The sequence below is a fragment of the Paenarthrobacter sp. NPDC089675 genome (assembly GCF_044749185.1).
Lineage (GTDB): Bacteria > Actinomycetota > Actinomycetes > Actinomycetales > Micrococcaceae > Arthrobacter.
Window position 1 is genome coordinate 401,924 of record NZ_JBIVHM010000003.1, and the last position, 12,223, is coordinate 414,146.

Annotated in this window: 10 protein-coding genes; 8 read left to right on the plus strand and 2 right to left on the minus strand. The window is 65.0% G+C overall.

What is annotated here, in order from left to right; translation table 11 throughout:
- Positions 1-16 precede the first annotated feature (16 nt).
- Positions 17-3,364 (plus strand): glycosyltransferase family 2 protein, encoded by a 3,348-nt coding sequence (locus ACIPY2_RS09500; RefSeq protein ID WP_400266226.1) that lies wholly within the window; start codon positions 17-19, stop codon positions 3,362-3,364.
- Positions 3,357-5,039: a DUF5719 family protein gene (locus tag ACIPY2_RS09505; protein ID WP_400266119.1), complete on the plus strand. Its 1,683-nt coding sequence runs from the start codon at positions 3,357-3,359 to the stop codon at positions 5,037-5,039. Before ACIPY2_RS09500 ends, ACIPY2_RS09505 begins: the two co-directional genes overlap by 8 nt.
- Before the next feature lie 15 nt (positions 5,040-5,054).
- On the opposite strand, the gene ACIPY2_RS09510 is transcribed toward ACIPY2_RS09505, so the two are convergent.
- Positions 5,055-5,573: a metallopeptidase family protein gene (locus ACIPY2_RS09510; RefSeq protein WP_400266120.1), complete on the minus strand. Its 519-nt coding sequence runs from the start codon at positions 5,571-5,573 to the stop codon at positions 5,055-5,057.
- A gap of 142 nt (positions 5,574-5,715) precedes the next feature.
- On the opposite strand from ACIPY2_RS09510, the gene ACIPY2_RS09515 reads away from it, so the two are divergent.
- The 5 genes from ACIPY2_RS09515 (at position 5,716) to ACIPY2_RS09535 (ending at position 10,306) form a co-directional block, all read left to right on the plus strand.
- Positions 5,716-6,096 carry a DUF3499 domain-containing protein gene (locus ACIPY2_RS09515; RefSeq protein ID WP_400266121.1) on the plus strand — a complete coding sequence of 127 codons (381 nt, stop codon included), beginning with the start codon at positions 5,716-5,718 and terminating at the stop codon, positions 6,094-6,096.
- 131 nt (positions 6,097-6,227) lie between these two features.
- Positions 6,228-6,443, plus strand: coding sequence for a Trm112 family protein (locus ACIPY2_RS09520; RefSeq protein WP_400266122.1), 216 nt, complete (start codon positions 6,228-6,230; stop codon positions 6,441-6,443).
- Positions 6,444-6,486: 43 nt separating this feature from the next.
- The gene (gene ahcY, locus ACIPY2_RS09525) at positions 6,487-7,965 is read left to right on the plus strand and encodes an adenosylhomocysteinase (protein ID WP_400266123.1); all 1,479 of its coding nucleotides are present in this window, start codon (positions 6,487-6,489) and stop codon (positions 7,963-7,965) included.
- Positions 7,966-8,076: 111 nt separating this feature from the next.
- Entirely contained in the window at positions 8,077-9,297 is a 1,221-nt protein-coding gene (locus ACIPY2_RS09530) for an Ig-like domain-containing protein (RefSeq protein ID WP_400266124.1), read from the plus strand.
- Between the two features lie 187 nt (positions 9,298-9,484).
- On the plus strand, positions 9,485-10,306 hold the full coding sequence (locus ACIPY2_RS09535) for a pentapeptide repeat-containing protein (RefSeq protein ID WP_400266125.1): 822 nt from the start codon (positions 9,485-9,487) through the stop codon (positions 10,304-10,306).
- A gap of 3 nt (positions 10,307-10,309) precedes the next feature.
- Here the strand turns inward: ACIPY2_RS09535 and ACIPY2_RS09540 are convergent, their stop codons facing one another.
- On the minus strand, positions 10,310-11,113 hold the full coding sequence (locus ACIPY2_RS09540) for an RDD family protein (protein ID WP_400266126.1): 804 nt from the start codon (positions 11,111-11,113) through the stop codon (positions 10,310-10,312).
- A 102-nt stretch (positions 11,114-11,215) separates the two neighbouring features.
- Between ACIPY2_RS09540 and ACIPY2_RS09545 the strand changes: the two genes are divergently transcribed.
- Positions 11,216-12,211, plus strand: coding sequence for a stage II sporulation protein M (locus ACIPY2_RS09545; RefSeq protein WP_400266127.1), 996 nt, complete (start codon positions 11,216-11,218; stop codon positions 12,209-12,211).
- Positions 12,212-12,223 lie beyond the last annotated feature (12 nt).

The following is a 12,223-nucleotide window of genomic DNA, read 5'->3' on the forward strand; positions in this document are numbered from 1 at the left end:
ACGCGTTACCGCCGTGGTGGTTGCCCACGACGGCGGTAACTATCTCCCCAGGACCCTGGCGGCATTGTCGGAACAGACCCGTCCGGCAGATGCCGCCATTGGCATTGATACAGGTTCCAAGGACAACTCCGCGGCTCTGCTCCGCGACGCCCTTGGTGCATCCAACGTCATTGAGTACCACCAGTCCCGCCCCGGTTTTGGTGCCGCGGTGGAGGCTGGCCTCCGCGAGTTGGTTCCCGGCACTGCCGCGAGGGACCAGGACTCCGTGGAATGGATCTGGCTCCTGCATGACGACGCGGCGCCGGCTCCGGACGCCCTGGCGGAATTGCTCCATGCCGTGGAGCGGACCACCTCGGTCACCGTGGCCGGATGCAAGCAGTTGGGCTGGGATGATGAGCGGCATCTGGTTGACGTTGGCCTTTCCACGAGCCGGTGGGCCGAGCGGCTCACCTTGATTGATGCGGACGAGGTTGACCAAGGGCAGTACGACGCCCGGTCCGACACCCTGGCGGTGAACTCGGCAGGCATGCTGGTACGACGTGACATTTGGGAACAGCTGGGCGGCTTCGATCCCGCGCTTCCCGGGAGCGGCGACGACGTCGATTTTGGCTGGCGCAACTGGCTTGCCGGAAACCGCGTGGTGGTGGTGCCGAGTGCACGGATGTTCCATGTTGAGCACCGGCCGCACGGCCTGGGTACCTCAGCAGCCGCCCGCAAGGCCCAGATCCACATGCGCCTTAAGCACACGCCATGGTGGAAAGTTCCCCTCCAGGCAGTCGGGGCGTTCATTGGCTCCCTCTTCCGCCTGGTCCTCAGCATCCTGGTCAAGGAACCCGGCTACGGATTCTCCCAGTTCACCTCCACCCTTGCCGCGCTCTTCCGCCCCATGGCCGTGGCACGTGGACGGAAGCAGGCGGCCAGAACGCGTCGCCTGCACAGAAGCGTGGTTCGGGGCCTACAGAAGTCGTCCAGGGAAGTCCGGGCGCACCGGCGTTCCCTTCTTGAGGCAATCCGTCCGGGAGACGATCCTGGGGAAGTTTCGGACCTTCTGGCCCCCGAACCGAGCGGCGACGCTACCGACGATTTCACCGCGCTTGCTACCAACGAGCGCGGATGGGTTGGTACCGGAGCCGTCGCCGCCGCCTTGATCGCCCTCGGGGCAGCGCTGGTGGGCCTGCTGGGTATCCTGCGCACCGGAACAGTAGCGGGCGGTGGGCTCCTGCCAGTCTCCGGATCGCCGGGTGCCATTTGGGATAATGCTTCGACGTGGTGGATCGCCCTGGGTGCCGGACTGCCCGGCCATGGCGACCCTTTCGGCTATGTCTTGTGGATTATTTCGCTTTTCGGCTGGGGTGACGCCAACGCGGCCATCGGCTGGCTCCTGGTGCTTGCGATGCCGTTGTCCGCAACGGGTGCGTGGTTTGCTGCGGGAGCCCTGACCAAGCGTCGGCGATTCCGGATGGTGGCAGCCCTTGCCTGGGCCGGTGCTCCGGCGCTGCTCGTGGCCATGAACCAAGGCAGGCTCGGCGCGTTGGTGGCGCATGTCCTGATGCCGCTCCTGCTCCTTGCCTTGATCCGGGCTTCGGGATCTGCCCTGGGCAATAAGGGCAATAAAGGCAATCCAGGCAACGGCAACACCGCCGGTGGAGCCGCGCTCACGCGGCGGCCTGCGCCGGTGCGCGGAAAGCCTGGCACCAACGGCACCCCGTCGTGGACAGCCGCAGCAGCGGCGGCCCTCGCCTTGGCCGCGATCACTGCGTCCGCTCCTTCCCTCCTTGCCCCCATGGCGGTGGCGATCGTGCTGGCTGCCGTGATCCTTGGCCGCCGGGGGAAAACCCTGTGGTGGTCCCTCCTGCCAAGCGCGGCCCTTTTTATCCCCTACGCCGTCTCGGTCATGGACCGCCCGAGGTCCCTTCTTGCCGATCCGGGAGTGCCGGTGGCATTTGATGCGGCGCCGCTTTGGCAGCAATTGCTGGGCCAGCCCCTGGAGTTCACAGCGGGAGGCGGCCTCACCGGGCTGCCTCCATTCGGGCCGGGCGCCGTTCCCTGGGCGCTGCTCGTTGCCCTCGTGGTTGCCGTGCCTGTCCTGGTGCTTGCCGTTGTGGCGTTGTTCCTGCCCGGCAAGCGCACGTCGCTGGCCCGCGTTTTCTGGGTGGTAGCACTGGCCATCCTGGCCAGTAACTGGCTCGTTGGCCATGTAGCCACGGGTACCAACAACGACGTCCTGGTGGGACCCTTCACAGGGCCGGCCGTATCGGCTGCGGGGCTGTTGTTGCTTGGTGCTGCGATGGTCGGCGCAGACAGGCTTTTTGCGGCGCCACGCCTTGCCGCCGACAAACCGCGCAGGAAGTTCCCGCTGCGAAGCGTAGCGTCGGGGATCACTCTCGTCCTCCTGTTGGCGGGCCCGCTCGCCGGTATGGGCCTCTGGGTTGCGCAGAATGTCCTCCAGCCATCTTCCGAAACTGCGGAAACGTCGACGCCGGCACAGTCATCAGGCTCCCTCGGCCCGGTCCGCTTGGTACGTCCGGTCGAGTCCGACACCTTGCCGGCGACCGCCGTCGACCGTGGCGTGGGGCCTGAACGCACCCGGACACTGGTAATCACCAGCGGTGAGCAGGGCGTGTTTACCTCCTCCCTGATGCGGGGCGCGGGAACAACGCTGGACAGCCTGTCCACCATCGCCTCGGCGAGGTCGATTACCGGAGCGCCGGGCCGCGAAGAGATCGTGACCGATGACGCGGCCACTGCATCCCTGCGCAGGGCTGTCGCGACGATCGTCGCAAGCACTGGGGTGGATCCGCGCGCCGATCTCGAGCAGTTGGGGGCTGGCTTCGTGGTCCTTAAAGCCGCGGACAGTTCAGCCCAACTCACGGCCAGCAGGATCGACGCGGTTCCCGGGCTGGTTGCGGTGGGACAGACCGACGCCGGCTGGTTGTGGCGCGTTACACCGCGTGACGCGGCTGTAGCGGACACGGCGTACCGCCTGCGCATCGTCGATTCAAAGGGTGCCGTGAAGGCAACCCTTCCGTCCGAAGACGTCGCGGTCGACACGAATGTGCCGGCAGGTGACGAAGGCCGCAAGGCCGTCCTGGCGGAACGTGCAGATGCGGGCTGGACCGCTTGGCTTGACGGCCGTCAATTGAAGCCCACCACGTTCGGCTGGGCCCAGGCCTTCGAACTTCCCGCCGGCGGAGGAACCCTTGAGATCCGGTACAGCAACGCCTGGGCGCCATGGCTGGCAGTGGTCCAGGCCCTGGTGTTCGGATTGACGGTCCTGCTGGCCGTCCCCGTACCAGCACGACGCTCGCGCACCGGCATGTCGAGGGACGAAGTGTCCCTCCGTAAGGAGTACAGCAGTGTCTGACGACCACAAGGAAAAGGGCGGCGAAACCGCGGGCAACGCGAAGGCGCACAAACCCGCAAAGGATGGCTCCTCCTCGGCAAGCGCACGCGGGGGGAGTCGGCGCGCCTCCAACAGAGGGATCGTCACAGGCGTTCTCTCGGCCGTGGTGATCCTTGCCGCCGGTGGTGGCGCCGTAGCGGCATCCACCATGCTTCCGGGCCCTTCCGGCGCTACCAGCCTTGAGGCCAGGCAGGCCGACGTGCCGGCCGGCCGTTCGCTGGGCGTGTGCCCTGAACCTGCGCGCCTGGTAGCCGGCACCGAGGTGGGTACCGACGCCGCGTTCAGCCCCGTGTCCAAGACAGCCACGAGCGCGCTGAATGCAGTTGTCCTCAGCAACCCGGCAGGTACCGTCCCGGGCAGCGCTATCACAGCCCTTGGCGGTGGCAGCATCGCTGAAATCGCGAAGGCCCCCACCAGTACCCCCTCACCCACACCCGGTCCACCGGTACTCGCGGCGGCGGCTGCTTCCGTAAGTCCTGTCGGCTCGCCCGCCGTGGTGGGGGCTGATCCCATAGGCAACGAAAAAGCGTCGTTGGCAGCCAACCTCAGCTATTCGGCCACGGACGGCGACCTGCGTGGCCTCGCGGCAGCTCAATGCCAGCAACCCGGGAACGACGCGTGGCTGCTCGGCGCCAATACAGCTCTGGGCCGAACCGCAGTGCTGAATCTCAGCAACGCCTCGGAAACGCCGGCAACGGTGAACCTGGACCTGTTCGGTAGCCACGGACAGATCCAGGCGCCGGGCGCCCGCGGGCTGCTGATCGCCCCCGGCACCACGCGATCGGTGAACCTGGCCGGCTTGGCGCCCAACGAGGCTGAGCTGGCAGTCCACGTTCGCAGCACCGGGGGACCCGTTGCGGGCACCATTCAGCAAAGCGTCCTGCGGGGCTTGGTGCCGGGCGGCGTCGAATTCCTTTCGGCAGGAGCCGCGCCGTCGAACCTTCAGGTGATGGCCGGCGTCGATATTCAGGACGCGGCGGCAGTCCAGGCGCTTGGCGGCAAGTCCGGCTTTGACGACGCCGTACCTGCCCTTCAGATCGCTGTGCCCGGCTCCGCTGACGCGGTGGTCCAAGTGAAGCTGTACGGGGCCAACGGAGAACGGCAGATTCCCAACGGGGGAGTGGTCACCGTCAAGGGCGGCACGGTAGCGACGTTGAAGCTCGACGGCGTTCCCTCCGGCAGCTATACCGTCACCGCCAGCTCGGATGTTTCCTTTGTCGCGTCCACGCGGATTGCCCGCGGAGCCAAGGCGGACTCGCCAACAGATTTCGCCTGGTCGCCGTCGTCGGCCCGGCTTGGCAGCCAGCACCTGGTGGCGGTACCCCGCGACGGCCAGCGCTTCTTCAGCTTTGGTGTTCCCGAAGGACGCGCAACCGTAAGCTACGCACCCCTTACGGCCGACGGAAAAGTGGGCAAGGCTGTGGACGTGGACATGTCCGGCGGAACCACCTCGCTCATCGAGTTGCCGGCAAAGTCCGGGGACGCCTCGGTGGCGGGCTATGTGGTTTCCGCATCCGGCGACCCGGTGTACGGTGCACTGCTGCTGGGAAAGCAGGATCGCCCCGACGTCTCGGTCCTTGCAGTCCAGGACGCTGCCGCCGGACTCGAAAAAGTACCGGTTACGGTGGGCTATTAGGCGGCGCGGCCGCCGCTATTGGTAGCGACGGCGATAGACGGGGTCCAAGGTCTCAGGCGGAACCCCCAGCATCTCCGCCGTGTACTCGACCACCACGTCATGGACGAGGTCCTGCAGTTCCTCGCGGCCGGTCGCAGTCTGTTCCACCACCCGGCGGTACACGGTAACCATCGGAGCCTCACCCCGACCGCCGGGAGTGCAGGAACCCATGGGTGCAGCAGTTCCCTCGGCTACAAGCTGCTCGAGGTTCGGCGGAATCTCGTCCACGGCGAACAGCACTCCATCAAGCTGTTTTCCCCACATGTCCTGGAGGCGCTCGGCGGAATCGAGCACCATGTCATCAAAACGCTCGGAGCGTGAGCGGAATCCCGGCAGGTTGGGGAGCATAAGTTCGCCGCGCAGTCCGCGACCGTGGCGGTTCCGCCTCCGGCGCCGGAATCCGCGGGTCGCCTTGGGGGCGCCTTCTTGCTCCTGACCGCCTTCGGCGTCAGCCAACCGGATGGTGAAACCGGGAACATGTGGCTGTGACTGCATGTATCGACTTTAGTCCCGGTGTACCGCCAGCGCGACATCACGTGCCAGAACGCGCCGTACATCGCCCTTTGGCCCCTATCCGGCCGTGGCTCGGGCCGTCAATGCAGGGCGGCAGGGCCAAGTACCGCTAATCTGGGATGTTGTGGGTGCTATTCGCCAGTGTTCAAGATCCGCCTGCCGCCAATCCGCGGTAGCCACTTTGACGTACGTGTACGCAGAGTCCACCGCCGTGCTCGGCCCGCTGGCCACGTACGCCGAACCCCACGCATACGACCTCTGCGCGCAACACGCCGAAACCCTGACAGTCCCACGGGGCTGGGAAGTCCTGCGGCTGGCCATGCCCGCAACTCCGCCCGAACCGGGCCCGGACGATCTCCTGGCATTGGCGAACGCCGTCAGGGAAGCTGCGTCAGCAGCCGTTGAGGAGCCGCAAAGCCGTTCCCACCGCAAGCCCGTCGAGGCGCCCGCGCCGCTGGAAGGTGCCCGGCGCGGTCACCTCAGGGTCCTCCGGGAACCCTCCTGATCCTGCGCGGAGTGCTCTTCCGGTCGCAAAAAGTTGCCCGCTGCATGTGCCCACCTCCTGCGCGGTAGTCTGGAACCTGCAGATCAATCCGCCATCGGCGCCATGCCCGCGCCACCCAGGGAGCATCATCCATGCCTAAGGTCAGTCCTGAGCTGTTGTCCATATTGCGCTGTCCCGTGACAGGCTCACCGCTGGTCCAGGAAGGCGAGGAGCTTGTGTCCACGGAAGCCGCCGCGGATGGTGAAAAGCTTCGCTACGGGATCGAAGACGGCATCCCGCTGCTGCTGCCCCCGGAACTCCTCGCCGCTGCGAACGCTGATGCGTCCGCCAACGGCACCAACGCCTGACAAGCGCACAGACCCACACGCACGGTACATCCAAAGGACATCCATGACTTTCGACTACAAAGTGGCTGACATTTCCCTTGCCGAGGCAGGACGCCACCAAATCCGCCTGGCCGAGCACGAGATGCCGGGCCTGATGTCACTCCGCGCGGAATTCGGCGCATCGCAGCCGCTCAAGGGCGCGCGCATTGCCGGTTCGCTGCACATGACGGTGCAGACTGCCGTGCTGATCGAAACGCTCACCGCGCTTGGTGCCGAGGTCCGCTGGGCTTCGTGCAACATCTTCTCCACCCAGGACGAAGCCGCTGCCGCGATCGTCGTTGGCAAGGGAACGCCGGAAGATCCGCAGGGTGTTCCGGTCTTCGCCTGGAAGGGTGAAACCCTGGAAGAGTACTGGTGGACTGCCGAGCAGATCCTCACCTGGCCCGGCGCTGAAGGCAACCCTGAGCTGGGACCCAACATGATTCTCGACGACGGCGGCGACGCCACGCTGCTGCTGCACAAGGGCGTTGAATTCGAAGCTGCCGGTGCTGTTCCGGCCGCCACGGAAGACGATCCCGAGGAATACGCCATCATCCTCGATCTGCTTCGCCGCACGTTGGCAGAGGACCCGCAGAAATGGACCCGCATCGCTGGCCGCATCCAGGGTGTCACCGAAGAGACCACCACCGGCGTCCACCGCTTGTACCAGTTGGCTGAGCAGGGCAAGCTCCTCTTCCCGGCCATCAACGTCAACGACTCCGTCACCAAGAGCAAGTTCGACAACAAGTACGGCATCCGCCATTCGCTGCCGGACGGTATCAACCGGGCCACGGACGTCCTCATGGGCGGCAAGGTCGCCGTCGTCTGCGGTTATGGCGACGTCGGCAAGGGCGCGGCGGAAGCGCTGCGCGGTCAGGGCTCCCGTGTGGTTGTCACCGAGATCGACCCCATCTGCGCCCTGCAGGCAGCCATGGACGGCTACCAGGTGGCCAAGCTGGAATCCGTTCTGGCACAAGGTGACATCTTCATCACCACCACGGGCAACAAGGACGTCATCCTTGCCGAACACATGCTTGGCATGAAGAACAAGGCGATCGTTGGCAACATTGGCCACTTCGACAACGAGATCGACATCGCAGGCCTGGCCAAGGTGGAGGGCGTCAAGAAGGTAGAGATCAAGCCGCAGGTCCACGAGTGGGTCTTCGACTCCGGAACGGACAACGAGCGCTCCATTATCGTCCTCTCCGAGGGCCGCCTGCTGAACCTCGGCAACGCCACCGGCCACCCGTCGTTCGTGATGAGCAACTCTTTTGCGAACCAGACGATCGCGCAGATCGAGCTGTGGACGAAGAAGGACCAGCCGGAGGGTGAACGCGAGTACCAAAAGCAGGTGTATGTCCTTCCGAAGATCCTGGACGAGAAGGTTGCACGCCTCCACCTGGATGCGCTGGGCGTTGAACTCACGGAACTGAGCAAGGAACAGGCGGAATACCTGGACCTGGACGTCGCCGGTCCCTACAAGCCGGAGCACTACCGCTACTGAGCAGCAAGCCAAGGCACATCCCGGAGGCCGGACACGCGAACCTGCGTGGCCGGCCTTTCGGCTAAAATTGGGTGTTCAGTATTGCTTGCCGGGGGACAGGAAGACGGGGCCATGACGGAAGTCGCCAAACGAAAAACAGGCAAGATCCTTGCCATCGTTGGAATCTGCGCGGCCGTGGCCGTGGGCGGAATCGGAGTTGCAACCGTCCCGGGACTTTTGTCAGGTTCCACGCAGGGCGATGCCGGAAGCGCTCCCTCAACCCCTCCTCCCGCAGCCAAGCCGGTGGAACTGGGGGTTACGCCCCTGGACGGCGCCGTGGAGTGGAACCCGGTAGTGGGTCCCCAGGTCAAAGCCGTCAACGGCAAGATCAAGGACGTGGTGTTGACCCCCGTCGGAGGCGGAACACCCGTGCAGGGCAAGACCAGCGCTGATGGCACCACGTGGACAACGCTGGAGGTCCTGAAGTTCAAGACCCAGTACAACTATTCCTTCACGGTGGTGGACACGGCAGGCAAGGAAACCAAGAAGAACCAGACCTTCACCACTGTTTCGGCGGCGTACGAAGCCGATGCTTCGATCTATCCGCGCAACGGAACCGTGGCCGGATCGGGGCAGCCCATTGAGATCAACTTCAGCGAGCCCGTGGTGGACAAGGCTGCCATGGAGAAGCGTGTCGCAATTACTGTCTCTTCGGGGCAACCCGGGGCCTGGCACTGGTATTCGGATAAAAAGGTCCGCATCCGCCCCGAAGCGTTCTGGGCATCCGGAACCACGGTCACAGTGGACATGAAGCTGCTGGGCGTCGACTTCGGCAACGGCATGATCGGCAACGGAGACGTCACCTCCACCTTCACCACCGGACCGCAGCGCATCGCGGTGGTCGACGACACCACCAAGACCATGAACGTCTATATCAACGGCCAGCTGGCCCATACGGCACCGGTCTCCCTCGGCGGGGAGGACTGGCTCTCTCCCACAGGCTACGCGGTGATCATGGAGCAGGAGCGGCACTCCAATTTCAACGCCGGGACCATCGGACTGAAGCCCGGGGACAAGGGTTACTACCCGCCCCTGGTGGTCGAGTACGCCAACCGTTTGACGTGGTCCGGCGTCTACGTGCACCAGGCCTTGGAAGCGGCATGGGGGGCGATCGGCCGGGTCAACGTTTCGCACGGTTGCGTCGGCTTGCTCCCTGAGGACGCCGCCTGGTTCTTCAACAATATGAAGACCGGCGACGTTGTGCAGATCCTCAATACCGGCGCACCTCCGGTGGAGCCGCTGGAAGGCTTCGGGGACTGGAACATTCCCTGGGCGAGCTACGCCCAGCGGTAAACCTGCTGTTAAGATCGAAGCAGTGATTATTCTCTGCGCTCTTTGATCAGTCTTTCCTGTGCCGGCCATCCACTGGCCGCTCATTCCGTGCTGCCCTCTGCGGTGATTCCGGGCGTCCCTGAGGGGAACCCGTTGACGGGTTCCCCGGCTCATGCCATCGGATCCTTTTCACCCTCTTGGAGCACACATGACTACTACACCCAACCTTCGTCCCGACTGCGGGAACTGTTTCGCGCTCTGCTGCACAGCCTTGGGGTTCAGCCGCTCGGCTGACTTCGCCATCGACAAACCTGCCGCTGCGGCCTGCCCCAACATGGCTGACGACTTTTCCTGCACCATCCATCACCGGCTCCGGCCCAGGGGCTTTGCCGGCTGTTCCGTTTTCGACTGCTTCGGCGCGGGCCAAGTGGTGTCACAGCAGATCTTCGGTGGAACCAGTTGGCTCGAGGATCCCTCGTGCCGGCGTTCGATGTTCTCCGTCTTCAAAATTGTCCGCAGGCTCCACGAGATGCTGTGGTACCTCAGGGAAGCAGAAGAACGTTCCTATGACCCCGAACTGGCAAGTGCTGCCCGGGAACTGTCACGGGCCATCCTCGCCATCACCGGTGGCGGGCCTGCCGACGTCGTGGATGCCGACGTCGAACGCCTCCACGGTGAGGTTCGCGAGCTGCTGCTGGAGGTCAGCGACGAAGTGCGCCTTTCCTACGGGGCTGAGGGGTTGGCGTCCGACGGCGGTTTGCGCCCTGGTGCCGACCTCGCCGGAACAAACCTGGCCGGGCAGCAGCTATGCGGGGCCGACCTGCGCGGGGCGTTGCTCATCGGTGCGGACTTGGAAGGCAGCGACCTGACGGCCGTGAATCTCCTGGGAGCCGACCTGCGGGGTGCTCGGCTTGCCGGCGCCGACCTCTCCGGTTGCCTGTACCTGACGCAAGCCCAGGCCAACTCCGCCACCGGCAGCCACTCAACACGGCTACCGGAACGCCTGGAAAGGCCTCCGCACTGGCAGTAGCTGTCAGGAGTCGGTGAAGGGCAGCTTTTGCAGTCGTTCGCCGACAGCAAGGTTGCGTAGTTCGGCCTGCTTCAACCGGGTGAATTCCCGGTTCCGCCGCTCGCCCAGGACAGCCCCGAGATAATCTTCCGGCAGTGTCCCGGGCGGCGGCGGGGGAGCGACGTAGCCGGCCAGTTCCGTTGCCAGGGCACGGGCCATGTTGGCGCGCGAAGCCGGAGCCATGCGGTGGGCCTGCTGAACGAAGGTTCCTGCGCGGCGCGCGGTGGCATCGGGTATCCGGCCGATATCCGCCATGGACACCCATGACTGCAGGTAGGGCGGTGCGGAGGCCAGGATGCGCGGTTCCACCGGAACCCGTTGCCGCAGCGAATAGGTACCCGCGACAATGTCGCCAAGGCGCTTGGACTTTTCGCTGAAGAGCGCCACCCCGATCGCCAGGCCGCCGAATGTCATGTAGATCTCGAGGAAGCCAAGCAGTCCCCGAATCAGTGCGTGCCGGAAGCGGATGGAGCCTCCGTCGTCGCGGACTATCCGCAACCCCGCGGCCAGCTTGCCGAGCGAGCGGCCGCGGGTGAGCGTTTCCACCGTTACCGGCACAATGACGAAGCAGAACACCACGCAGCTCAGGACTGTGGCACGCATGGCGGCTTCATCCAAGTCCCTTGCTGCCGAGGCCACCAGGATGATCAGGAGGACCAGGAGCACAACGTGTGCGAGGACGTCGAGAATCAGGCCCAAGGCGCGGGCGGCGAACGATGCCGGGCGCAGTTCAAGGACCACTGCCTCGCCCGTGACGATTGAACTCAAGCCAGCCCCCTGCTTCGACCCCGCAGGCCCGCAATGCCCGCACACCCCGAGTCTAGCGGCGCACCTGCCGGCATGGACTCAGCCAGGGGCTAGGGTGGTGCCGTGGACATTGATGCCTTCTCGGCGGTGAACGGGAGCAAGTGGTCGCGGCTTACGTATCTGGCGCATAAACGCCGGCTCTCCGGAGCCGAGGCGGACGAGTTGCTGCGCCTGTACCAGACTGTTTCCGCCCATCTGTCGCTGATCCGGTCGGTGGCTCCGGAAACTGCGTTTTCATCATCCCTGTCAGCAGCGCTGGCCCAGGCCCGCACCCGGTTTACCGGAGCCAGGTCCAACTTCATGGAGGACCTTGCACGCTTTTTTGTCATTGCACTGCCCACTGCCTTCTACCGGATCCGCTGGCTGACCATGTGGTGCGCGGTCTTCTTTCTCCTGGTGGGAGGTGCCTATGCGCTGTGGATCGGAACTTCGCCCGAGGCACTGCGCGCCGTCTATGGAAGTGACGAGAGCATCAGGCAGTACGTCGAGGACGACTTCATCGACTATTACTCGGAAAACCCCGCAGCGTCCTTTGCCGGAGCGGTGTGGACCAACAATGCTTGGATCGCGGCGCAAGCCGTGGCCTTCGGTGTCACCGGGTTCTGGGTGCCCATGATTCTGTTCCTGAACGCCCAGGGGGTGGGCGTGGCAGCCGGAGTCTTCGCGGCATCGGGAAAGCTCGATGTCTTCTTCAGCTACATCCTGCCGCACGGACTCATGGAGCTCACGGCCGTGTTCATCGCGTGTGCTGCGGGACTGAAGATCTTTTGGGCCATGGTGCAGCCCGGTCCCAGGACACGTCTCCAAGCCGTGGCGGACGAGGGCCGATCCTTGGTCACTGTGGCTCTGGGCCTTGTTCTGGTCCTCCTCGTCTCCGGCATGGTGGAAGCATTCGTGACACCGAGCCCGCTTCCCGTTTGGGCCAAGATCACCATCGGCGCCCTGGTTTTGGCCGGCTACTGGGCTTACACCCTGGCGCTGGGCGGCCGCGCCCACCGCGCCGGCCACACCGGTGACCTGGACGCCAACGACGCCGGTTACCGCGGCATAGCGGCGTAGCACCTTACAGTT

Coding starts and splice junctions, on each gene's coding strand:
- ACIPY2_RS09510 (WP_400266120.1), bottom strand. CDS start 5,573: ATGCAGTCACAGCCACATGTTCCCGGTTTCACCATCCGGTTGGCTGAC.
- ACIPY2_RS09520 (WP_400266122.1), top strand. CDS start 6,228: ATGCCTAAGGTCAGTCCTGAGCTGTTGTCCATATTGCGCTGTCCCGTG.
- ahcY (WP_400266123.1), top strand. CDS start 6,487: ATGACTTTCGACTACAAAGTGGCTGACATTTCCCTTGCCGAGGCAGGA.
- ACIPY2_RS09530 (WP_400266124.1), top strand. CDS start 8,077: ATGACGGAAGTCGCCAAACGAAAAACAGGCAAGATCCTTGCCATCGTT.
- ACIPY2_RS09535 (WP_400266125.1), top strand. CDS start 9,485: ATGACTACTACACCCAACCTTCGTCCCGACTGCGGGAACTGTTTCGCG.